Here is a 22,584-nt window from a genome sequence, read left to right on the forward strand (position 1 = left end):
GCTCACTCCTCCTGTCCGATGAAGGCTTCGTAGGAGCCGTAAGCCTCGTAGCCATAAGAGCCGTCATACATCGGCGCGAAATTGTGCTCCTGCGCCCAGATGAACCAGTTATCCACCACCGTCCCGGTCAGCAGGATACCGATCCCGCCGGTGATCGGCGTCAGCACCGCGAACCACCAGGCCCACCGGTGAATGCCCTCCATCGTGGCGTTGAAGCCCATGGTCCAGCGCCAGAACAGGGCGGCCCGCTCGGACGCCGTGCCGCGATCGACGATCTGCTCCAATTCCCGGTCGCCGCCATAGCGGGTGACGGCCAGAATGGTCGCCCCGTGCATCGCGAACAGCAGCACCGAGCCATAAAGGAACACGATCGAGAGACAGTGGAACGGGTTGTAGTAGAGGTTGCCGTAGCGGATCGAGAACGCCGTGGTCCAGTCGAGATGCGGGAAGATGCCATACGGCACCGCCTCCGACCACGACCCCATCAGGATCGGACGGAAGAGGCCCAGCACCAGGAACAGCCAGATCGCCGAGCCGAACGCCCAGAAGACGTGCTTGCCCATCTTGTGGCTCGCGGCCAGTTGATAGCTGCGCGCCCACCAGGCCATCACCGCTACCAGCAGGAAGAACGACGAGATGATATACCAGCCGCCATCGTTCAGCGGCGGCATCGACAGGCCATGCTCCGGCCCCGGCGGCTCCAGCGCCAGCCAGAACAGTTGCCGCAGGAACTCCGGGATCGACCAGCCCACCTGTGCCAGCATGTTGAAGCCGACGATGAAGAACCAGGCAAAGCCGCTCGCAAGGCTCACCACCCCCAGCATCCCGAGGTTGATGGGGCCAAGCTGCGCGTTGCCGATCCAGCCCAGCAACTTGGAAAAGCCGGGCGTGCCCGCCCGCTCGGCCAGCAGCCGGCCTCCGGTGTCGTCCATGCCCATCTCGGGCGTGCCCTGCACCTGAACTTGCGTGAATATGTTCTGATACTCTGCCATGATTTACATCCCCACCTGAGAGGGCCAGATCGGCAGATCGAGCCACCAGTTCCACCATTCGGGCCAGCCCTTGGTCCAGACCGGGCCGGAAATGATGATGCACACCGCCGAGAAGAACACGGCGTTGATCGCCAGCAGAAAGCCCAGCCGGTGAATCCCCAGCGTGCCCACCGAATAGCCGATGAAATCGCGAAAGAACGTGTCCTCGTGATCGGGCGTCTTCATGTCCTCGCCCTTTTCCGGGTTCGCCGCCGACAGGATCAGCCCGCCATGCAGCGCCAGCGCCAGCGTGGTGGTAAAGAACAGCGTCACCGCCAGCATGTGCGCCGGGTTGTAATGGAAATGCAGGTAGGCGTAGCCGGTGTTGCTGACCCAGTCGAGATGGCTGAAGATGCCATAGGGAAAGCCATGCCCCCACGCCCCCATCAGCAGCGGGCGAAAGATCACCAGCGTGACATAGGCGAGGATCGCGAAGCCGAAGGCAAAGGGCACATGATAGCCCATCCCCAGCTTGCGGCAGATCTCCACCTCGCGCAGCGCCCAACTGACAAAGGCGCCGGTCGCGCAGATCGTGATGATCTGCCACAGCCCGCCCTCCATCAGCGGTGCCAGCCCCAGACCATAGCTCAGGTCGGGCGGCGCGATATTGATCAGCCAGGGGTTGAAGGTGCCCTGTTGCGAGGCGCCCCAGAAAATCAGGATGGTGCCGAGGGTGGCAAAGAATGCCGTCGTCACCCCGAAAAAGCCGACATAGAACGGTCCGACCCAGAAGTCGAACAGATCACCGCCGACGAGAGTCCCCCCCCGGACCCGGTATTTGCGTTCGAAACTGAGCAAAGCCATGTCTCTGCCTCCGCATGTGGCGGCCCGGCACATGCCAAGGGCCTGTCTGTGAAATCGATTTTGGTCTGCCGCGGGCAAGACACCCCGCCCGCGGCGCTTTCCTCAGGCGGCAGCGCGATCAGCGCCCGTATTTCTGAGCGGCGATTTCAAACCAGTTGAAACCGTCGGTGCTCAGAAGCACGAGATGGATCATCACCGCCAGCAGGAACAGGAACACGCCCTGCGCCACGAACACGCGGCGAGGATCGAAGATCAGCCAGATCTTGTAGAATTTAGCCATCTCTCATCCTTTCCTCAGAACCACGGGAACCAGATGAAGGTCGCGATATGCGCGACCACTGCAACCAGCGTGAACAGCCAGAGGCCGCTCATATACACCGAGTGCAGCTCCTGGGCCTGCTCGTCTGTGAGACCTGTGAAGGACAGGTCGGATTTATCAGCCATGAACTTTCCTCCGGAACGTTATGCTGACGCCGCGGCACCCCGCGGCCGGGACCCTCGGGACCGGTACGGCCCCTCGGGATCTGTCCGCCCATCCGGGCAGGCAGTCTGTGATCCCGGTCCAAGCCATTGCTCAGACCGAGAAGATCATCGGCGTGATCCGGTCCGCCTCGAGCCAGGCGCGCGCCAGCGGCCCGGCAAGGTTGAGCGTTCGGTGCCGGATCACGTCGCGCACCCACCGCGCGGCGGCAAACGGGATCGCGAAAAAGAAGATGCAGAAGAAATACAGCCGGTACTCGGCGCTGCTGCGGCGCGGCGCGCGACGGCGCAGCGGGGCTTCGGAACTGATATCGGTCATTGGTCGTCTCCTCCCTCCGGGAATTCGTCTGTGGTCGAAAGACTGTTGACGCAGGCCAGCGTCACCCGCGCCTCGCCACGGCTGAGCGCCGCCGTCTCGGCGCTGTCGCGCAACGTCTTGGCGGCGGAAATGCGGGTCAGCACGGGATGCGTCCCGACGATCCGCGCCAGCGCGGCGCTCGCCTCCGCATCCCAGGGCAGATCGCGGCGCAGCGGCGTCGGCGTGGCCTTGCCCGCGTCCATCTCACTGCCCAGCGGCAGGATGTGAAACAGCGCATCAAAGAGCCCGTTGCACACCTCCTGCAACAGATACGTCGCCCCGGCATAGCCCATCACCGGCGTGCCGGTGGCCCGCCGGATCGCTGCACCGGGGAACGACGCGGGGATGAACGCGGGCCGCGGCCCGTGCCCCGCCGCCATCTCGGCCAGGTACATCTTCTCGTTGATCGACCCCATGAGGATGACGGGGCGCTTGCCATGAACCAGCGCGCGCACCTCCTCGTTATTGGTCTTTTTCCCCGCGCAGCGCGCCACGGCAAAGGCGCAGGGCAGGCCCAGATCGCCCTCCAGGTAATTGCGGATACCGCGCGCATAGGTCTCGTTCGCGACGATCCCGAAATTGGCGGTGGCAAAGAAATCCTGCGTGACGCTGCGCCACAGATCCCACACCGGTTTCAGCGTCGAATGCTTCTCGCGGGCGATGAACGGTTCCGGGTCAAGCCCCAGCATCTCGCCGAGTTTACGCAAGAACAACGTGGTCGACTCGACACCGATCGGCGCTTGCAGATAGGGCTTGCCCAGAACCTCGGCCAGACCGCGGCCAAACTCACGGTACATCACGATATTGGCGTCCGAATTCACCAGCCCCCGCATCTCCGCGAGATGCGTGCCCATCGGCATCACCATGTTGATCTCGGCCCCGATCCCCTCGGCCAGCCGCCGGATCTCGGCCAGATCCGAGGGCATGTTGAACGTGCCATACATCGGCCCGAGGATATTGACGCGGGGCTTCGCGCCCTCCGCGCGCTTCTTCTCCGGCGGCATCCGCCCCTTGGTCATGCCCCATTCGGTAAACAGCCAGGTCATCGCCCGGTCGGCGGCCTGCCACTGATCCTCGTCGATGGTGCGCGGCAGGAACCGCTGAATGTTGGTGCCCTGCGGCGTCACCCCGCCACCGATCATCTCGGCGATGGAGCCGGTCACAACCACGGCAGGCAGCGCCGGGTCGAGCGTGCCCCAGGCGCGCTTCATCGCCTCCTCGGTCCCCGCCCCCATCTCGCCTTCGCCGAGGCCCGTCACCACGATGGGCAACTCATGAGGCGGCAGCGCGTCGGTGTAATGCAGCACGCTCGTCACCGGCAGGTTCTCACAGCCCACCGGCCCGTCGATCACCACCTGCAATCCCTTGACGGCGCAGAAGGCATAGACCGCCCCCCAGTATCCGCCCGCCCGGTCATGATCCTGGATCAGCATCAGATCATCTCCTGCGCCTTGGCGGCGCGCTTCTGCTTTTCCAGCTTCTTGAGGTTGGTCGCCCGGAAATCCTCGCGGATGTTGGGATCGCCCTCCCACACGCCCGCGGTATCGCCGGTGCCCACGCCCTCGAAGAAGTCGCGCATCCGGTCCATGCGGCCCTTGTTGCCCATCGCCGCGTTCACCACTTCCGCAAGGCTTCCCGCGCCCGCAGGCCCCATCAACGGCCGCGCCGAGATGAGGTTGGTGAAGTAGAGCGACGGCGTGCCCCGCTCCTTGGCCTTCTGCACCACCGGCGTGGTGCCGATGGCGAGATCGGGCTCCAATCCTTCCATCGCGGCGCAGTCATCCTCCAGCGAGGCGCGGAATTTCACCGTCACGCCGCGCGCGGCCAGCCAGTCTGCATCCGCCGCCGACCATTGCGTCTTCGGGCAGGCGGTGCCCACATACGGCACCTCCGCCCCGCTCTCGATCAGCAGCCGCGCCACCAAAAGCTCGCTGCCCTCATAGCCCGACAGAGTGATCCGCCCGTTGACGGGCGCATTGGCCAAAGCCTCGCGGATCGAGGGTAGAAAGGCGTTCTGCGCAGAAGCAATCTTTTCCTCAGACAATCCAAAGGCTTGCCCAATGTTTTTCAACCACTCAGCAGTGCCATCATGGCCCACCGGCGCGCTCCCCACGATGGGGCGACCAGCGGCTTCAAACTCCCGCACCGCCGCCGTGTAGAACGGATGAATCGCCGCCACCGCCCCGCAATCCAGCGCGGCATATAGCTCGCGCCACTCGCGGCACGGCACCACCGGCCCGGCGGCCAGCCCCATCGGTGCCAGCATCGCGCCGATCATCATCGGGTCCGCGGGGAACATCTCGCCCAGCAGCGTCACCGTGGGCCGGTCCTCGACGCCGCCCTCGGGGGCCGCCACCGGCCCCGCCCCGGCCTCGGCACGCGCATAGTTCAGCATCGCCCCGGCCAGCACGTCCTTGGCCTCGGCATGGGTGGGGATGCCAAAGCCGGGCACGTCGATGCCCACGATCCGCACGCCGTTGATCTCGCGGGGCAACAACCGCAGCGGCACGCCCGAGGCCGTCGGCACGCACAGGTTCGTCACCACGATGGCGTCGAACCGCGCCGGGTCGGCCATCTCGTGCACGCTCTCGCGGATATCCTCAAACAGCTTGCCGGTCACCAGCGTCTCGGAATTGAACGGCACATAGCCGACCGAGCGCCGCGCGCCGTAGAAATGGCTCACGAAGGTCAGGCCGTAAACGCAACAGGCCGAGCCCGACAGCACCGTCGCCACCCGCTTCATCCGCAGGCCAACGCGCAGCGACCCGAAGGCAGGGCACATGCTCTGCGGCTGATCGTGCGGTCCCTTGGGATAATCCTCGGCATAGCGGTCGAGCACCTCCGCCGCGCCCGCCGCCCGCGCCGCCGCCTCCATCTCGCCCTGCGCGTGACAGCCCGCGCCGTCCCCCGCATTCACCTTGGCGGAAATATCCTCGGGGGGGCGCGCCTCGGGCGCGCGGGGGGCAGACGGCCCCCCTGCCCCGCTGCCGTCATATGTGACATCGTCGCTCATGACGCCCGCCTTTGGGGGCCATCCCCGCCCCGGTCGCTCATTTCCGCCGCCCGGATATCGGCCAGAAGGCGGCGCAATTGCTCGGGCCGGGCGCGCGCAACCATCCGCTGCACCTCGGCCAGTGTCTCGTGACGGGGGCGCTCAGGCGTCGTCATAAACCACCTCCAGCGTCTCCTTCGGCGCCGCGTGCTTGCCGCGCATGTCCTCGTCGGTCGCAGGCTCCAGCACGTAATCGCCGCCCGTGTCCTTGCTGTCGAAAAGGCCAAGCAGCCCGTCCTGATCGAGCGGGTTGGGCCGCACCGGCGGTGCCGCCGTCACCTCGTCGGCCAGTCCGGCGAACAGCCCGCCCCACTGGCTCTGCGACGTCCCGACAATCTGGTAATTCGCGGATTTCTTGCGCAAATCGTCATCCTGCGGGATCGCGGCCAGCACCGGGATATCCACCGCGCGGGCAAAGGCCTGCGCCTCGCCGGACTGATCGTCCTTGTTGATCACAAGGCCGGCGACACCGACATTACCGCCCAGATTGCGGAAATACTCCACCGCCGAGCAGACGTTGTTGGCCACGTAAAGCGATTGCAGGTCGTTCGAGGCCACCAGAATGACCTTCTGCGCCATGTCCCGCGCGATCGGCAGGCCAAAGCCGCCACAGACCACGTCACCGAGGAAATCCAGCAGCACGTAGTCGAAATCCCAGTCGTGAAAGCCCAGCTTTTCCAGCAGTTCAAAGCCGTGGATGATGCCGCGCCCGCCACAGCCCCGGCCCACTTCCGGCCCGCCAAGCTCCATCGCGAACACGCCGCCGCGCTTGAAACACACGTCGCCGATCTTCACCGGCTCCCCGGCGAGGTTCTTCTTTGTCGAGGTCTCGATGATCGTCGGACACGCCTTGCCGCCAAACAAGAGCGAGGTGGTATCCGATTTCGGATCGCACCCGATCAGCAGCACGCGCTTGCCCTGCTCGGCCATCATGTGGCTCAGATTGGCGAGGGTGAAGCTCTTGCCGATCCCCCCCTTGCCATAGATCGCGATGATCTGCGTCTTCTGCGTCGGCGCGCCGTCATTGATGACATCGGCGAGGTCCTCATGCGCCTCGTCGCGCAGACGCTGGTCGAAATCCTTGAGATTCGGCACGTCGTCCTTCACGCTGCGTCCTTCCAGTTGAGTATCATTTTCAGGCAATCGGGATCGCCGAACGCCGTGCGATAGGCGTCGGGCGCATCCTCGGCCCGCGCCTCGTGGGTGATGAGCCCGCCAAGCGACAGCGCGCCGGTCCCGATCAGGTCGCGCACGGCGCGCAGGTCGTCGCGCACCCATTCTGCGGCCACGCGCAGCCGCGCCTCCTTCATGAAGGCGGGCGGAAAGGCAAAGCTGAGGCCGCCGGGATAGAACCCCGCCAGCACGATCTCGCCGCCCTTGGCAAGGCGCCCGATCAGGTCATCCAGAATGGCGGCATTGCCCGAGGCGTCGTAGATCGCGCGATAGTCGCGGCGCGGGTCGTCGCCGGGGTCGATCACCGCGTAGCCCTGCGCGCCGCCACGCCGCCCCGGCTCGGTCTCCCAGACGGTCGGCGCGGGGGCACCGGCGGCGATGGTCAGCCGCGCCAGCAGCCGCCCCAGCACGCCGTGGCCGACGATCAGGTCGGGCACCGCCCGGTCGAGCCCCGCCATCGCGTGGCGCGCAGTGGCCGCCAGCGCCAGCAGCGCCCCCTCCGGCCCCATCGCCGAATCGATCCGCGTGACCCGCGCGGCAGAGGTCACAAGCCGCGCCGCCGCCCCCCCAAACAGGCCATAAGCGCCCTCGAAGCAGTCGGCCCCCGGCACGAACACATGATCGCCGGGGCGATAGCCGGTGCCGCGCGCGGCCTCGACCACCTCTCCGGCGGCCTCGTAGCCCGGCACCAGCGGATAACCCATGCCGGGAAAGGGCGGCATCGTGCCGTTCCAGAACAGCTTTTCGGTGCCGGTGGAAATCCCCGAATGGGCGATCTCGACCACGATATCCGCCGCCCCCGGTGCCTTCAGCGCCAGCCTGTCGAGATGAAGGTCCTCGGGACCGTTCAAAAAGACAGCGCGGGTATCCATGATCGCCTCCCAGCTTTTGCCCGTTTCCTGCGCTAAAGACTCAGCAGGTGGATACGGGCTCACAATGTCAGTCTACTCGGACATATTTATGTGTCAAGTTTACGTTACACATTTGCCTGAAATACTGTCATTCCGCCTTAACGCAGCTCAACGCCCCGGTGATGTAGGGCCGCGGCGCGCGCGGGATCGTCACGTGCGCAAAGCCCGCCGTGCGGCACATCTCCGCGATCCGCGCCGCCGAGCGCACCCGCCCGGTGCCCATCGCCATGGTGTAGAACGAGAAATAGACATCCCCCGCCCGCTCGGGCCGCGAACCGCCCGACATCGGCTCCGCCACGATCAGCCGACCCTTGGGCGGCAGCGCGGCGTGGCACTTGGCCAAAAGATCCGCCACCGTCTCGTCCGAATGATCATAGAGCACGCGGATCAGCGAAATCGCATCCGCCCCCGTCGGCAGCGCCTCGTCGCGGAACGAGCCCCCGCAAAGTTCGACGTTGCCCGACAATCCCAGCCCGGCCAGCCGCCGCGCCGCCTCCGGCATCACCTCGGGCAGGTCCATGAGCCGCAGCGACAGCGCCGGATACGCCCGCGCCACCGCCGCCAGGAACGCCCCCGATCCGCCGCCCACATCCATCAGGCAGCGCACCCCGCGCAACCCCACCACGCGCAGCACATCCTCGGCCACCAGCCCCTGGCTTTGCGCCATCAGGTCGGAATACCGCTCCGCCACCTCCGGCGCGATCTCGCCGCCCGCGCCGAACACATAGGGCCAGAACCGCGCCAGTTCGGTCTCGCCCTCACCGCGCAACAGCGCCACGGGATCGGCCATGTCGGCATAGAACGCGCGGTGGTGGCGAATCATCGCCTCCAGCCCCGGCACGCCCAATAGCGCCGCGCCCCGCCGCGCCAGCGCGAACCGCCCGTCGCGCCGCCGCCGCAGCAGGCCCAGCGCCGCCCCCGCCTGCACCAGATGCGCCATGCGGTCCGGCGGCACCTCGCAAACCCGTGCCAGCGCCCCCGCCCGCTGCGCGCCATGATCATACAGCCGCCGCAACACGCCCAGTTCCACCAGCGCCATCAGCACCTGCGACTGCACGAATCCCTGCACCAGATCAAAGAGCGCCGCACCGTCGCGCCGCGCGATGCCACGGGCCAGCGGCACCCGCCCGGCAAGGCTCTGAAACCGGGGATTGGCCAGCAGCCGCGCCACCCATCCCGCCCGCGGACGGCGCGGCGCGGCCTCCGGCAGCGCCACCATGCTCAGACCGCCGTGCGCGCGGGCAGCTTGGGCACGATCCGTTCGGCCTGCGCGCGCACCATCGCCGCAAGCGCCGCCTCGCCCGGACAGGACGGGATCGAGGCGATGGCCCCGGCGAGGATATCGCCCAGCCGCGCCACCGCCCCCTCCACGCCCAGTTCCGCCACCGCGTTGGGCCGCCCGTGCAGATCGTCCTGCCCCACCGGCTTGCCCAGGCTTTCCTCGTCCATAAGCGCGTCGCGCAGATCGTCGGCCACCTGAAACGCCTCGCCGATGAGCGCGCCCAGATCGTGCCACGGCTCGGGCTCGTGCCCGGCGGCCACGGCCCCCATCTGCGTCGCCGCCACAAACAGCGCGCCGGTCTTGGCCCGGTGATAGGCGGCAAGGTCGATCTTCGCCTCGCTCTCCCAGCCCTGCCCGGCGCAGATGCCATGCGGCATCCCCGTCTGCCGCGCCAGCAGGCCCATCAGGCGCAGCGCGCGGCCCGCATCCGCCTCGCCCGCGCGCGTCAGCACGTCAAACGCCAGCACGATCAGGCTGTCGCCCGCCAGCACCGCCAGCGGTTCGGAATACGCGCGATGCACCGACGGCTTGCCGCGCCGCGTGTCGGCATCGTCGAAACAGGGCAGGTCGTCATGCACGAGGCTCGCGCAGTGGATCAGCTCCAGCGCGGCGGCGGCGGCATCGCTCAGCGCCGGGCGGTCCTCGCCGCAGGCGCGCGCCACCGACATCAGGATCGTCGGCCGGATGCGCGCGCCGCCGGGCAGCACGGCATGCCCCAGCGACCCGGCCAGCAGACGCGGCGCATCGGCCCCCGAGGCATGAGCGAGCGCCGCGCCGATGGCGGCCTCGATCCGGTCTGAAATGGGCATGTCGCGCCTCCCGCATCCGGTATGTAATTCATTAATGACACACTATATGTAAATCATACTGGACACATCGCGCGCCCGAGTCAACAATTCCCCCATGACATCCGCCCCCCTTCCCCCTTCAGATGCCGATCACACCGTGATCGTCGGCGCGGGCGTGGCGGGGCTCGCCACCGCCGCGCGGCTCGCCCATGCCGGGGTTGCCGTCACATTGCTCGAACGTCACGCCCACACCGGCGGCAAGATGCGCGCCCTGCCATCTGCCGCCGGGCCGGTCGCGGCGGGGCCCACGGTGCTGACCATGCGCGCCGTCTTCGATGCGCTCTTTGCGACCTGCGGCGCGCGGCTCGACGATCACCTGACGCTCATCCGCCAGCCGCTCCTCGCGCGCCATTTCTGGCCCGATGGCAGCCGCCTCGACCTCTGGGACGACGCCGACCGCAATACCGAGGCGATCCGCGCCTTCGCCGGGGCCCGCGCCGCCGCGCAGTTCCGCGCCTTCGACGCCCGCGCCCGCGCGCTCTTCGACGGGTTCGACGCGCCGATGATGCAGGCCCCGGCCCCCCGGCCCCTCGACCTCGCGGCGCATGTCATGCGCAACCCCGGCCTGCTACGCCGCATGGCCCCGCATCGCAGCCTCGCCGGCCTGCTGCGGCACAGCTTCGACGATCCCCGCCTCGCGCAACTTTTCGGGCGCTACGCCACCTATGTCGGCGGCATGCCCTCGGGCGTGCCCGCGCTGCTCGCGCTCGTCTGGCGCGCCGAATCGGCGGGGGTGTGGGCGGTCGAGGGCGGGATGCACCGGCTCGCCGCCGCGCTCGCCGATCTCGCCCGCCGCTGCGGCGCGGTGATCGAGACCGGCGCGCATGTCGCGCGCATCGAGACGGCGGGCGGTGCCGTCACCGGCGTCACCCTCTCGGGTGGCCGCCGCCTGCCCTGCGACCGCGTGGTGTTCAACGGCGATCCCCGCGCCCTCGCCACCGGCGCGCTCGGGCAGGGTTGCGCGCAGGTCGCCGCCGCCACGCGCAGCGCCCCCCGCAGCCTCTCCGCCGAGGTCTGGGCCTTCGCCGCCAAGCCCTCGGGCGCGGACCTCGCCCATCACAACGTCTTTTTCCGCGCCGACCCAGGCCCCGAATTCGCCGCCCTCGCGCGCGGCGAGACCGCGCCGGAACCGACGCTCTATGTCTGCGCGATGGATCGCGGGACGGGCACCGCCCCGCCCGCGCCCGAACGCTTCGAAATCATCGCCAACGCCCCGCCGCTCGCGCCGGGCGCGGCCCCGACCAGGGAGTCCCCATGCCCGACACGTATCTTCCCCACGCTGGCCCGCTTCGGCCTGCGCTTCACCCCGGAACCGGATCGCGACAACCTGACCACGCCGCAGGGCTTCGCGCACCTCTTCCCGGCCTCGCTCGGTGCGCTCTACGGGCAGAGCCCGCACGGCACGATGGCGGCCTTCCGGCGCCCGACGGCGCGCACCCCGGTGACGGGCCTCTACCTCGCGGGCGGGGGGGCGCATCCGGGGGCGGGGGTGCCGATGGCGGCGCTCTCCGCCCGGCACGCGGCAGAGGCGATCTTGAGCGACCGAATTTCGACCTCGACGTGCCGCCCGACGGCTACGCCTGGTGGTATCTCGACGGCATCAGCGACGACGGCGCGCGCGCCGTCTCGGTCATAGGCTTCATCGGCTCGGTGTTCTCGCCGTGGTATGCGTGGTCGGGCCGCCGCCGCCCCGAAAACCACGTCTGCATCAACGTCGCCACCTACGGCCCCGGTGGCCGCTTCACCATGACCGACCGGGGCGAGGCTGCCCTGCGCCAGAGCCCCGATTGCCTGACTGTCGGCCCGTCGTCGATGCGCTGGCAGGACGGCCAGCTCATCGTCGAGGTCGACGAATGGGGCGCGCCCCCGCTCATCAGCCGCGTGCGCGGTCGCGTCACCGTCACCCCCCGCACCGTTACCAATGTCGAATTGCCCCTCACCGGGGACGGTGCCCATGTCTGGCGTCCCTTCGCCCCCGATTGCACCATCGAGGTCGCGCTCGACGCACCCGGCTGGCAATGGTCGGGACATGGCTATTTCGACGCCAATTTCGGCACCCGCGCGCTCGAGGCCGATTTCAGCCGCTGGACATGGGGCCGCTTCCCCACGTCCTCCGGGGCCACCTGCTTCTACGACGCCACCCGCCGCGACGGCACCCGCCTCGCCACCGGCATCCGCTTCGACGCGGGCGGACACGCGCAGGAGATCGCCCCTCCGCCCCCCGCGCCCCTGCCGCGCAGCCTCTGGGCCCTGCCGCGCGAGACCCGCGCCGACCCCGGGCACACGCCCCGGCAGGTCCTGCCGATGCTCGACGCGCCGTTCTACTGCCGCGCGGGCGTCCGCACCACGATCGACGGAGAGGAGACCACCGGCGTCCACGAGGCGCTCGACCTCGACCGCTTTCGCGCCGCCTGGCTCAAGCCGATGCTCGCGGTCCGGGTGCCCCGCCGCGCGCGCTGGAAATTTGCCAAAGATTGACCCGAACCTTGCGCCACCGCGCGCCGGTCAGTGCTCAACCGTGCGGTTCAGCCGCAGAACCGACAGGTTCAGCGCCGCCGCCACCGACACCCAGACCAGATACGGAACGAACAAAACGCCCGCGATCATGTCCACCTGCCAAAGCGCCACCAGCGTCGCCGCCACCGACAGCCACAACAGCCCCAGAACCCGCAGCCCCAGCTTCATCCGCCGCAGCCCGAAAAACACCGGCGTCCACAACCCGTTGAGCGCGATCTGCAACGCCCAGAGCGCCATCGCCAGCCCGTTGCCGGGGCTCATCGCCACGCGCGCTCCGGCGGCGGCCATGCACAGGTAAAGTATTGTCCACGCTACAGGAAACAGCCAGTTGGGCGGCGTCCACCACGGCTTTCTGAGCTTCTGATACCACTCGCCCGGCGGGAACAGCCCGCCGGTGGATCCAGCCGCGAAACAGGCCGCGAGGAAAATGGCGAAGACCACATAAATCATTCCCCGGGTATAGCCTGAGAGGCCCGCCGCCGCAATGCGGCAAGGCGCTCGGCGTCGCGGCGCTTGAGATCGGCCAGCGTTGCGTGCAGCCTGTCCGACCAATCCTGCGTCCGCACCCTCTCGGCGGTCGCCGCTTCAACCAGAAAAACGTTTTCTGGCAATGGTTTGGCATATATCAACGCCGATCGCGGCATGACCGCGCTCGCCCCCGCCCGCAGCCCGGCAAGGCCCAGCCAGCCCAGTTTCTGCGCGCCGCTTGTCCGCGCCCGCGCGGCCATCGGATCGCACCCGCCCCGCCGCACCGCCCCGCCGATCCCGGCATAGATGAGCCGCGCGGCATAGATACCGGGGCGGCAATCGACGGGCAGCGCCGCGATCCCCGCCTCGGCCCTGTGATAAAGGCCATCGGCCTCGCGCAACAGCCGCGCCACCAGCGCGCGCAGCGCGGGCGAGGTCTCGGGCCGCGCCAAAAATGCTTCGTGATCAATACCTTCCGCCTCCATCCAGCCGGTCGGCAGGTAGAGCCGCCCCTCGGCCGCATCCTCGCCCACGTCGCGCGCGATATTGGTGAGCTGCATCGCCACGCCCAGGTCGCAGGCCCGCGCCAGCACGTCCGCGCGGCGCTCGCGCATCAGCACGCACATCATCGCCCCCACCGCCGCCGCCACCCGCGCCGAATAGGCCCTGAGCCCCGGCAAATCCACGTAAATCCGACCCTCGGCATCCCAGGCCAGCCCCTCCAGCAGCGCCTCGGGCAGGGCGCGCGGCATGTCGAAATCCGCGATCACGGCGGCGAATGCCCGGTCAGCGGGCGCGTTGCGCGGACAGCCCGCATAGGCCCGCTCCAGCCGCTCGTGCAACGACAACACCGCCCCGGCCTTTTCCTGTTGTAAATCAACGGCATCGTCCGCCAATCGGCAGAACGCATAGAGCGCCAGCGCCGGATCGCGCAGCCGCTTCGGCAACAGTTTCGAGGCGGCGTGAAACGAACGGGAGCCATGCCGGATCGCGGCGACACAATGGTCGAGGTCCGAGGGATGTATCATCTTGCACCCACCGGCTCGGGCACCACCTGCGCCAGCACCTCGGCACTCATGATGACGCCGGGCACCCCCGCACCGGGATGCGTCCCGGCCCCCACGAGGTAGAGTCCCGCCGCCTCCTCGCTCACGTTATGGGGCCGGAACCACGCGCTTTGCAGGATGCGCGGCTCGATGGAAAAACCCGCGCCATGCGGGCTCAGATACCGGTCCCGGAACGTCTCGGGGGTGAACACCTCCGACGGGCCAAGATGCGCGCCAAGCCCCGGAAGCAGTTGATCCTCCAACACTTTCTGCACCTTCCGCCGGTAGGGTTCGGCCTCTGCCCGCCAGTCCACCGCGCCCTTGTGGCCCAGATGCGGCACCGGGCTCAGGACATAGAACGTGTCATCGCCCTCGGGGGCCACGGTCGGATCGGTGACCGAGGGGCGATGGACATAGAGACTCATATCGTCGGCGAGCCGCCCCCTGACGAAGATGTCGCGTACCAGCCCCTCGTAGCGCGGACCGTTGAGGATGGTGTGATGGCCCGCCCCGGGCCACATGCCCGCCGTGCCCTTGGTGCCGAAATACCACACGAAGAGGCCCATCGACCAGCGCGACCGTTTGAGCTTCGCGGGCGTCCAGCGCCGCCTTTTGCTGTTGCGCAACAGCCGGTCATAGGTGTGCCCCGCATCGGCGTTGGACACGGTGATATCGGCGCGCACCACCTCGCCCGAGACAAGCCGAAGGCCCCGCGCGCGGCCATCTTTCACAAGGATTTCATCCACTTCCGCGTTCTGCCGCACCAATCCGCCTTGATCCGCGATCACGTCGCACATCGCCTTTGCAATCGCCGCGACGCCGCCGATCGCGTAATGCACGCCGAATTCCTTTTCGAGATGGCTGACAAGAGCATACATCGAGGTGACGTGGAACGGATCGCCGCCGATAAAGAGCGGGTGAAACGACAGCGCCATGCGCAGGCGCGGGTCGCGCACCCGCCGCGCGGCATGCGCCGCCACCGACCGGTCGGCGCGCAGCCAGGCGAATTTCGGCAGCACCTTGATGAGATCCCACAGCTTGTGCATGGGTCGCCGCCCCAGATCCTCGAAGCCGAAGCGATAGCGCGCCTCGGCATCGCGCACGAACCGGTCGTATCCCGCCAGATCGCCCGGCGAGAGCCGCGCCACCTCGGCGCGCATCGCCGCCGCCTCGGCGCGTGCCGCAAAGCGGCTGCCATCGGGCCAGCGCACCTCGTAGAACGGGTCGAGCGCACGCAGGTCCACATCCGTGTCGAAATCGCGCCCGCAGGCCGCCCACAGGTCGCGCAGCCCTTGCGGCACGGTGACGATGGTGGGGCCAAGGTCGAACCGGTGGCCGTCGCGCATCAGGCACGATCCGCGCCCGCCGGGGCCGTCGAGCCGGTCGAAGACGGTGACGCGATAGCCCCTGGCCCCCAGCCGCATCGCCGAGGCGAGCCCGCCCAGCCCGGCACCGATCACCGCCGCGTGCGGTGTGACGGGATGGGCGGCGTCGGCGCTGAGACCGGGATCGAGACGTGTCAACATAAGGAGAGCCTACACATGTCTAGTTAAGTTGACAATCAGCGATTGACGGCGTTTCATGTGTTCGCGATCCGTAACAGGCTCGCCGCCGACGCAACGCATCAGGAGCGGACCGATTCAAACCGTCAGCCTCAGCTTCTTCCGCTTCGGTTCCGTCCGGGACAGGCTCTGGGCCCTCGCGATGATGGGGCTGGCGCGGCGCGGGCTGGCCGCGACCCCCGGTATCGGCTTCTGGAAGCTGTGCGGCTCGGGCACCGGTGAGGGATTCACGCCGCGCCCCAACACCGCCGTCTACGCGATCCTCGCCACCTGGGACCGACGCGATACCGCCAGAATACAGACAGGATACAGCCCCGTCTTTTCGCGCTACCACGCCCGCGCCAGGGAAAGCTGGACGGTGTTCCTGCACCCGGTCTCGGCGCGCGGCACATGGTCGGGAACCGCGCCGTTTGCCGCCGAACCCGACCCCGGCACCGGCCCGCTCGCCGCGCTGACGCGCGCCACGGTGCGCCCGCGCGCAGCGCTAAGCTTCTGGAATCGCGTCCCGAATATCAGCGCGATGATCGGCGACGATCCCAACGTCGCCTTCAAGATCGGTATCGGCGAGGTGCCGCTCCTGCATCAGGTCACCTTTTCCATCTGGCCCTCCGCCGGGGCCATGGCGCAATTCGCCCGCGCCGACGGCCCCCACGCACGCGCCATCCGCGCCGTCCGCACCGGTGACTGGTTCTCCGAAGAACTCTACGCCCGCTTCCGCGTCACCGGCACACGGGGCACATGGCTCGGAACCAACCCACTAGAATCGTTGAAGGAATCTGCATGATCACCGCCTTCCCCTTCTCCGCCATCGTCGGACAGGCCGACATGAAGCGCGCGATGATCCTGACCGCGATCGACCCCGGCCTTGGCGGCGTGCTGGTGTTCGGCGACCGGGGCACCGGCAAATCCACCGCCGTGCGCGCGCTGGCGGCGCTTCTGCCCCCGATCCGGCAGGTGGCGGGCTGCCCGGTGAATTCCGAGCGGGCCGAGGACTGCCCGGACTGGGCGGCGCTTGACAGCCATGAGATCACCGAGCGCCCCACCCCGGTGATTGACCTGCCGCTCGGCGTGACCGAGGACCGCGTCACCGGCGCGCTCGACATCGAGCGGGCGCTGACGCGCGGCGAAAAGGCGTTCGAGCCGGGGCTGCTGGCGCGCGCCAATCGCGGCTATCTCTACGTGGACGAGGTCAACCTGCTGGAGGATCACATCGTCGATCTGCTGCTCGACGTGGCGCAGAGCGGCACCAACATCGTCGAGCGCGAGGGCCTGTCGGTGCGCCATCCGGCACGGTTCGTTCTGGTGGGATCGGGCAATCCCGAGGAGGGCGAGTTGCGCCCGCAACTGCTTGACAGGTTTGGCCTTTCGGTCGAGGTCCGCTCGCCCGCCGACATCGAGGAGCGGGTCGAGGTGATCCGCCGCCGCCACGCCTACGAGACCGACACGACCGCCTTCATGGAAAGATGGGGCACCGAGGACGCGCGCGAACGGGACGCCATCCTCGCCGCGCGCGCCGCCCTTGCGCAGACCGGCACGCCCGAGGCCATCCTCACCGATTGCGCGCGGCTGAGCGTGGCGCTCGGCACCGACGGGTTGCGCGGAGAGCTGACGCTCCTCCGTGCCGCGAGGGCGCTCGCCGCCTACGATGGCGCGGCGCAGGTCGCGCCCGTCCATCTGCGCACCGTGGCCCCGCTGGCGCTGAGCCACCGGCTCCGCCGCGACCCGCTGGACGAGGCGGGATCGGGCGCGCGGGTGGCCCGCGCCATGGCCGAGGTGCTGGGGTGAGCGACGGGGCCGATACGGGCCGCGCGCTGGCGGCCCTCGCGCTCGATCCGGGCGGCCTCGGCGGGCTGGTGCTGCGCGCCCGCGCAGGCCCTGCCCGCGCCGCCTTGGAGGTGGCGCTGGCGCGGCTGCCGGGGCCGGCGCGGCGCATCCATCCCGACACGCCCGACGCGGTGCTCTTCGGCGGGCTCGACGTCGCCGCCTCGCTCGCCGCCGGGCGGCAGGTCCGCAGCACAGGGCTCGACGCCGCGCCCTGCCACATGGTGCTGCCGATGGCGGAGCGCACGCGCGCGGGCCTCGCCGCGCGGCTGGGGCAGATGCTGGATGCGGCGCGCGGCCATTGCCTGATCGCGCTCGACGAGGGGGCCGAGCCGGACGAGGCCGCGCCGCCCGCGCTGGCCGAGCGGCTGGCCTTTCACATCGACCTGAGCGAGACCCGCGCGGGGGATGTAGACATCGCCCTGCCCGCGCCCGCCGATCTCGATGCCGCGCGCTCGCGACTGGCGGCCACCACGCTGCCCGAGGGCGCGGCCACCACGCTGACGGCACTGGCCGCAAGGTTCGGCATTCACAGCTTGCGCGCCCCGCTTATGGCGTTGCGGGCGGCCCGCGCGCTCGCCGCGCTCGACGGGGCGGCGGAGGCCACCGACAACCACCTGCGCGAGGCCGCCGGGCTGGTTTATCCCGCACGCGCCACGCTGGTCCCCGAGGCCGAGCAGACGCCAGAGGAAGAAAGCCCGACCCCGCCGGAGGCGCAGGACGGGGCCGAAACGGACGACGACGGGACGGCGCAGAGCCACCTGCCCGACGAGATCCTCGTCGCCGCCATCGCCGCGCGCCTGCCTGCGGGGCTGCTCGACCCGTCCGGAGGCCCGAGTGCCCGGCGCGGGCCATCGGCCAATGGCGGCGCGGGCGACCGGCAGGCCGGGCGGCAGCGCGGCCGCCCCCTGCCCGCGCGCCCCGGCCCTCCCGACGGGCGCGCGCGCATCGACCCGGTGGCCACGCTGCGCGCCGCCGCCCCCTGGCAGACCCTGCGCCGCGCGGCGCAGAACAGCCCGCCGGGGCAGGTGATCGTGCGCCCCGCCGATATCCACCTCGCCCGCTACGAGACGCGGCGCGACCGGCTGCTGATCTTTGCCGTCGATGCCTCCGGCTCGGCGGCGCTCGCGCGGCTGGCCGAGGCCAAGGGCGCGGTGGAATTGCTGCTGGCGCAGGCCTATGCGCAGCGCGACCAGGTGGCGCTGGTGGCCTTTCGCGGTGACGGGGCCGAGGTGCTGCTGCCCCCCACCCGCTCGCTGGTACAGGCCAAGCGGCGGCTGGCGGGGCTGCCGGGCGGCGGCGGCACGCCGCTGGCAGCCGGGCTGCTGGCGGCAGGCGAGATGGCGGCGCAGGCGCGGCGGCAGGGGCTGAGCCCGCTCATCGCCTGCCTGACCGACGGGCGCGGCAACATCGCGCTCGACGGCACGCCGGGGCGCGAGGGGGCGCTTGCCGATGCGCTCGCGATGGCCGGGCGGCTGAGTGGCGACGGAATCCCCGCGCTGCTCATCGACACCGCCGCCCGACCCGGCCCCCAGGCCGCCGACATCGCCGCCACGATGGGCGCGCGCTACCTCGCGCTGCCGCGCGCCGATGCCGCGCGGCTGAGCGCCGCCATCGGCACCGCGCGCGACGACCTCACGGGCTGAGCATGAATTGGGCGCGCGACCTGCAAGGCTGGCCACATAGCGAGACCTCGCGCCGCATCGCGCACCCCCCGCATCGCTGGCACGTGCAGGAGGCAGGGGACGGCGCGACGCTCCTGCTCTTGCACGGTGCCGGGGCCTCGACCCACACCTGGCGCGACCTGGCCCCCGACCTTGCCCGCGATCACCGCGTCGTCGCGCTCGACCTGCCGGGGCAGGGCTTTACCGCGATGGGGGCGCGGGGCCGCTCGGGGCTGGCGCAGATGGCCGCCGATATCGCCGCGCTCGTCGCCGCCGAGGGCTGGCAGCCGCGCGCCATCATCGGCCATTCGGCGGGCGCGGCGCTGGCCCTGCGCTTCGCGCTCAACCTGCCCGAAACGCCCCGCGTCATCGGCATCAATGCGGCGCTCAGCCCGTTCGAGGGTCTGGCGGGATGGCTGTTTCCGGTGCTGGCCAGGGTGCTGGCGCTCAACCCGCTGACGGCGCTCGCCTTCACCGCCGGAGGCAATCGCCACGCCCGTGCCCGGCGGCTGATCGAGAGTACCGGATCGCGGCTCGACGACGCCGCCATCGGGTATTACGCACGGCTGATCGGGGATCGCACGCATGTCGAGGGCACCTTGCAAATGATGGCGCAATGGGACGTGTCGGCGCTGCTCGACGCGTTGCCCGCACTTGGGGCACCCTGCCTGCTGATCACCGGTGACGGGGACCGCGCCGTGCCGCCAAGCGTCTCGGCACACGCCGCCGCGCGCCTGCCGCATGCGCGGCACCTGTGCCTGCCGGGTCCTGGCCATCTCGCGCACGAGGAAGACCCCGCGCGGATCGCCGGGCTGATCCGCGATTTCCTGACCGGGATCTGACGCGGCAGAGCCCCCTTGCCCGCGCCTGTCGCCCGGCGTATAGCCCCGCCCTGATCCCCAAGGAGCCCGATCATGCAAGGCAGCGCCAATCTCAACGTCATGCTCAAGGCCGCGCGCAAGGCCGGGCGCGGCCTCATCAAGGATTTCGGCGAGGTCGAGAACCTGCAGGTCTCGATGAAGGGCGCGGGCGACTTCGTGAGCCGTGCCGACCTCGCCGCCGAGAAGACCATCAAGGCCGAACTGACCGGCGCGCGGCCAAATTATGGCTGGCTCGCCGAAGAGGGCGGCGGTGAGCCGGGCAAGGACCCGACCCGCCGCTGGATCGTCGATCCGTTGGACGGCACCACCAATTTCCTGCATGGCCTGCCGCATTTCGCCGTCTCCATCGCACTCGAACACAAGGGCGAAGTGGTGTCCGGCGTGATCTATGACCCGGTCAAGGACGAGGCGTTCTTTGCCGAGAAGGGGGCGGGTGCCTGGATCAACGACAAGAGGCTGCGCGTCTCGGGGCGGACCAAGATGATCGAGGCAATCTTTGCCACCGGCCTGCCCTTCGGCGGGCGCGCCGACCTGCCCGAGACGCTGCATGATCTGGCCCGGCTCCTGCCCGCCTGCGCAGGCGTGCGGCGCTGGGGCTCGGCGGCGCTCGACATGGCCTATGTCGCGGCCGGACGCTATGACGGGTTCTGGGAGCGCGGGCTCAACCCGTGGGATCTCGCCGCCGGGGTGATCATCGCGCGCGAGGCGGGCGCGCTTGTGGAGCCACTGACCAAGGGCGGCGACATCCTTGGCGATGGCGAGATCATCGCCGCCAACGAGGCGATTTTCGACAAGTTCGCGAGTGTTATCCGCGACCGCGCGTGACAGCCCGCCCGTGTCATGCCAAAAACCGCAACAACACGGAGAGAGGCATGGAACTCGATCACCTGGCCGTCGCGGGCGAGACCCTGGAGGGTGCCGCCGCCCATGTCGAGGCGGCGCTCGGACTGCCGATGCAGCCCGGCGGAGCACATCCGAAATTCGGCACCCATAACCGGCTGATGGGGCTGGGAGAGGGCCTCTATCTCGAGGCCATCGCCATCGACCCGGACGCCCCTGTGCCCGACTGCCCGCGCTGGTTCGACCTCGACAGATTGAGCGGGCCGCCGCACCTGCGCAACTGGATCGTCCGGGTGGACGACCTCGACGTGGCGCTCTCCCGGCACGGGGATGCGGGCGCGCCTCTCGATCTCGCGCGCGGTGATCTGCGCTGGCGCATGGCAGTGCCCGGCGATGGCCGCCTGCCCTTCGACAACCTCTTCCCGGCGCTGATCGAGTGGCAGGCGGGCGGGCACCCCGCCGACCGGCTGCCGGATTCGGGTGCACGGCTCGCACGTCTCGTCGTGACACACCCCGAGGCCGCGGCGCTACGCACCGCTCTCTCCGGCCTCAACGACCCGCGTGTCGTGTTCGAGCCCGGCGCCCCCGCCCTGCGCGCCGAGATCGCCACACCCCACGGTCCGCGCGTGCTGCAATGATCCTGCGAACGGCCTCCGCGGCGGACATCCCGGCGATCATGGGCATCTGGAACCCGCTGATACGCGACACGGCGGTGACCTTCACCACCGAGGAAAAGACGCAAGAGGGCCTCGCCACCGAGATCGACTCCCGCGGCCCCGCGTTCATCGTGGCCGAGGAGGCGGGCACCGTGCTGGGGTTTGCGAGCTTTGGCCCCTTCCGGTCCGGTCCCGGCTATCGCCACACCGCCGAGCACACCGTCATCCTCGCGGATGGTGCGCGCGGGCGCGGCACGGGCCGGGCGCTGATGGTGCGGCTCGAGGAGGCGGCCCGCGCGCGCGGCATTCACTCGCTGATCGGCGCGGTGAGCGGCGAGAACGCGGGCGCCATCGCGTTCCACGAGGCCATCGGATTCGCCCGCTCGGGCGTTCTGCCCGGTGTCGGGCAAAAGTTCGACCGCTGGATGGACCTCGTGCTTTTCCACAAGCACGTCTGATGCTTTGCGCTGACAGGGCCCGCGTTCCGCGATAGGCTTGAACCATGTCGATATGGACCCGCATATCCGAGGCGCTTCAGGCGCTCACCAAGGGCGAGAGCCTCGCCCACGTGTTCGACCGCCTGCGCAGCCCGCCCGAGCGCAGCGTCGCCTTCACCATCGCGGTGATCGCGCTCTCGGCCAAGATGGCCAAGGCCGACGGGCAGGTAACACGCGACGAGGTGACGGCGTTCCGCGACGTGTTCCGCCTGCCCCCGGAAGAAGAGAAGAACGCCGCGCGCATCTTCAACCTCGCCCGGCAGGACGTGGCGGGCTACGAGGACTACGCAGCCCGCATCGCGCGCATGTTCGACGACGCGCCGGATACTCTGTACGACCTTATGGAGGGGCTTCTCCACATCGCCGTGGCCGATGGCGTCTATCACCCCAAGGAGGACGCGTTTCTCGGGCGGGTGGCCGAGATATTCGGTCTCGGGGAGGCACGATTTCGCGCCCTGCGCGCGCGCTACGTCCCGGACGAGCGGCCCGATCCCTGGTCCGTTCTCGGGGTGACCGCCGACATGTCGTTTGACGAAATCCGCGCCGCCTGGCGCAAACAGGTGCGCGATTGTCACCCCGACCGGCTCAAGGCGCGCGGCGTACCCGAGGAGGCGGTGCGCCTCGCCGAGAGGCGCCTCAGGGACATCAATCACGCCTGGGAAGAGATCAACGCCATGCGCGCCCCCTCTTAAA

25 protein-coding genes are annotated in these 22,584 nt (G+C 69.4%); 10 read left to right on the plus strand and 15 right to left on the minus strand.

Annotation, left to right across the window (positions count from 1 at the left end; translation table 11 throughout):
• Positions 1 to 2: 2 nt before the first annotated feature.
• From pufM to ACFFU4_RS16640, 12 genes are all read right to left on the minus strand, one after another.
• On the minus strand, positions 3 to 992 hold the full coding sequence (pufM, locus tag ACFFU4_RS16585; protein ID WP_377070964.1) for a photosynthetic reaction center subunit M: 990 nt from the start codon (positions 990 to 992) through the stop codon (positions 3 to 5).
• A 3-nt stretch (positions 993 to 995) separates the two neighbouring features.
• Complete coding sequence (pufL, locus tag ACFFU4_RS16590) at positions 996 to 1,835, minus strand: photosynthetic reaction center subunit L (RefSeq protein ID WP_377070965.1); 840 nt, start codon at positions 1,833 to 1,835, stop codon at positions 996 to 998.
• Positions 1,836 to 1,953: 118 nt separating this feature from the next.
• Positions 1,954 to 2,115, minus strand: a complete 162-nt coding sequence (gene pufA, locus ACFFU4_RS16595) for a light-harvesting antenna LH1, alpha subunit (RefSeq protein WP_354543653.1) — start codon at positions 2,113 to 2,115, stop codon at positions 1,954 to 1,956.
• 14 nt (positions 2,116 to 2,129) lie between these two features.
• Entirely contained in the window at positions 2,130 to 2,279 is a 150-nt protein-coding gene (pufB, locus tag ACFFU4_RS16600; protein WP_377070966.1) for a light-harvesting antenna LH1, beta subunit, read from the minus strand.
• Positions 2,280 to 2,409: 130 nt separating this feature from the next.
• Positions 2,410 to 2,634: a cytochrome PufQ gene (pufQ, locus tag ACFFU4_RS16605; RefSeq protein ID WP_377070967.1), complete on the minus strand. Its 225-nt coding sequence runs from the start codon at positions 2,632 to 2,634 to the stop codon at positions 2,410 to 2,412.
• Positions 2,631 to 4,106, minus strand: coding sequence for a chlorophyllide a reductase subunit Z (gene bchZ, locus ACFFU4_RS16610; protein WP_377070968.1), 1,476 nt, complete (start codon positions 4,104 to 4,106; stop codon positions 2,631 to 2,633). Before bchZ ends, pufQ begins: the two co-directional genes overlap by 4 nt.
• Positions 4,106 to 5,686 carry a chlorophyllide a reductase subunit Y gene (gene bchY, locus ACFFU4_RS16615; protein ID WP_377070969.1) on the minus strand — a complete coding sequence of 527 codons (1,581 nt, stop codon included), beginning with the start codon at positions 5,684 to 5,686 and terminating at the stop codon, positions 4,106 to 4,108. Before bchY ends, bchZ begins: the two co-directional genes overlap by 1 nt.
• Positions 5,683 to 5,841, minus strand: a complete 159-nt coding sequence (locus ACFFU4_RS16620; protein WP_377070971.1) for a hypothetical protein — start codon at positions 5,839 to 5,841, stop codon at positions 5,683 to 5,685. The genes bchY and ACFFU4_RS16620 overlap by 4 nt, the downstream gene beginning before the upstream one ends.
• The gene (locus tag ACFFU4_RS16625) at positions 5,828 to 6,832 is read right to left on the minus strand and encodes a chlorophyllide a reductase iron protein subunit X (RefSeq protein ID WP_377070972.1); all 1,005 of its coding nucleotides are present in this window, start codon (positions 6,830 to 6,832) and stop codon (positions 5,828 to 5,830) included. Before ACFFU4_RS16625 ends, ACFFU4_RS16620 begins: the two co-directional genes overlap by 14 nt.
• Entirely contained in the window at positions 6,829 to 7,770 is a 942-nt protein-coding gene (gene bchC / locus ACFFU4_RS16630; protein ID WP_377070973.1) for a chlorophyll synthesis pathway protein BchC, read from the minus strand. Before bchC ends, ACFFU4_RS16625 begins: the two co-directional genes overlap by 4 nt.
• 127 nt (positions 7,771 to 7,897) lie before the next feature.
• Entirely contained in the window at positions 7,898 to 9,028 is a 1,131-nt protein-coding gene (locus ACFFU4_RS16635; protein ID WP_377070974.1) for a methyltransferase, read from the minus strand.
• 2 nt (positions 9,029 to 9,030) lie between these two features.
• Entirely contained in the window at positions 9,031 to 9,900 is an 870-nt protein-coding gene (locus ACFFU4_RS16640) for a polyprenyl synthetase family protein (RefSeq protein ID WP_377070975.1), read from the minus strand.
• Positions 9,901 to 9,994: 94 nt separating this feature from the next.
• Here ACFFU4_RS16640 and crtD point away from each other — a divergent pair, with 94 nt between their 5' ends.
• Positions 9,995 to 11,575 carry a 1-hydroxycarotenoid 3,4-desaturase CrtD gene (crtD, locus tag ACFFU4_RS16645; RefSeq protein WP_377070976.1) on the plus strand — a complete coding sequence of 527 codons (1,581 nt, stop codon included), beginning with the start codon at positions 9,995 to 9,997 and terminating at the stop codon, positions 11,573 to 11,575.
• Entirely contained in the window at positions 11,500 to 12,417 is a 918-nt protein-coding gene (crtC, locus tag ACFFU4_RS16650; protein ID WP_512700574.1) for a carotenoid 1,2-hydratase, read from the plus strand. The genes crtD and crtC overlap by 76 nt, the downstream gene beginning before the upstream one ends.
• A 27-nt stretch (positions 12,418 to 12,444) precedes the next feature.
• Here crtC and tspO read toward each other — a convergent pair whose 3' ends face one another.
• The 3 genes from tspO to ACFFU4_RS16665 are packed head-to-tail and all read right to left on the minus strand — an operon-like array spanning position 12,445 to position 15,496.
• On the minus strand, positions 12,445 to 12,906 hold the full coding sequence (gene tspO, locus ACFFU4_RS16655) for a tryptophan-rich sensory protein TspO (RefSeq protein ID WP_377070977.1): 462 nt from the start codon (positions 12,904 to 12,906) through the stop codon (positions 12,445 to 12,447).
• Positions 12,903 to 13,952: a 15-cis-phytoene synthase gene (gene crtB, locus ACFFU4_RS16660; RefSeq protein ID WP_377070978.1), complete on the minus strand. Its 1,050-nt coding sequence runs from the start codon at positions 13,950 to 13,952 to the stop codon at positions 12,903 to 12,905. Before crtB ends, tspO begins: the two co-directional genes overlap by 4 nt.
• Positions 13,949 to 15,496, minus strand: coding sequence for a phytoene desaturase (locus tag ACFFU4_RS16665; RefSeq protein WP_377070979.1), 1,548 nt, complete (start codon positions 15,494 to 15,496; stop codon positions 13,949 to 13,951). Before ACFFU4_RS16665 ends, crtB begins: the two co-directional genes overlap by 4 nt.
• Before the next feature lie 55 nt (positions 15,497 to 15,551).
• Between ACFFU4_RS16665 and crtA the strand changes: the two genes are divergently transcribed.
• From crtA to ACFFU4_RS16705, 8 genes are all read left to right on the plus strand, one after another.
• Positions 15,552 to 16,316 (plus strand): spheroidene monooxygenase, encoded by a 765-nt coding sequence (gene crtA, locus ACFFU4_RS16670; RefSeq protein WP_377070980.1) that lies wholly within the window; start codon positions 15,552 to 15,554, stop codon positions 16,314 to 16,316.
• The gene (gene bchI, locus ACFFU4_RS16675) at positions 16,313 to 17,317 is read left to right on the plus strand and encodes a magnesium chelatase ATPase subunit I (RefSeq protein WP_377070981.1); all 1,005 of its coding nucleotides are present in this window, start codon (positions 16,313 to 16,315) and stop codon (positions 17,315 to 17,317) included. Before crtA ends, bchI begins: the two co-directional genes overlap by 4 nt.
• Positions 17,314 to 18,999 carry a magnesium chelatase subunit D gene (locus tag ACFFU4_RS16680; protein ID WP_377070982.1) on the plus strand — a complete coding sequence of 562 codons (1,686 nt, stop codon included), beginning with the start codon at positions 17,314 to 17,316 and terminating at the stop codon, positions 18,997 to 18,999. Before bchI ends, ACFFU4_RS16680 begins: the two co-directional genes overlap by 4 nt.
• Positions 19,000 to 19,001: 2 nt before the next feature.
• The gene (bchO, locus tag ACFFU4_RS16685; protein WP_377070983.1) at positions 19,002 to 19,859 is read left to right on the plus strand and encodes an alpha/beta fold hydrolase BchO; all 858 of its coding nucleotides are present in this window, start codon (positions 19,002 to 19,004) and stop codon (positions 19,857 to 19,859) included.
• 72 nt (positions 19,860 to 19,931) lie between these two features.
• A complete protein-coding gene (locus tag ACFFU4_RS16690) occupies positions 19,932 to 20,723 on the plus strand; it encodes an inositol monophosphatase family protein (protein WP_377070984.1) in 792 nt (263 codons plus the stop codon).
• A 47-nt stretch (positions 20,724 to 20,770) separates the two neighbouring features.
• Positions 20,771 to 21,376, plus strand: coding sequence for a VOC family protein (locus tag ACFFU4_RS16695; RefSeq protein ID WP_377070985.1), 606 nt, complete (start codon positions 20,771 to 20,773; stop codon positions 21,374 to 21,376).
• Positions 21,373 to 21,852 carry a GNAT family N-acetyltransferase gene (locus ACFFU4_RS16700; protein WP_377070986.1) on the plus strand — a complete coding sequence of 160 codons (480 nt, stop codon included), beginning with the start codon at positions 21,373 to 21,375 and terminating at the stop codon, positions 21,850 to 21,852. Before ACFFU4_RS16695 ends, ACFFU4_RS16700 begins: the two co-directional genes overlap by 4 nt.
• 44 nt (positions 21,853 to 21,896) lie before the next feature.
• The gene (locus tag ACFFU4_RS16705; RefSeq protein WP_377070987.1) at positions 21,897 to 22,583 is read left to right on the plus strand and encodes a TerB family tellurite resistance protein; all 687 of its coding nucleotides are present in this window, start codon (positions 21,897 to 21,899) and stop codon (positions 22,581 to 22,583) included.
• The last annotated feature ends 1 nt before the right edge of the window (position 22,584 follow it).

It is taken from the genome of Roseovarius ramblicola (assembly GCF_042430665.1).
Lineage (GTDB): Bacteria > Pseudomonadota > Alphaproteobacteria > Rhodobacterales > Rhodobacteraceae > Roseovarius > Roseovarius ramblicola.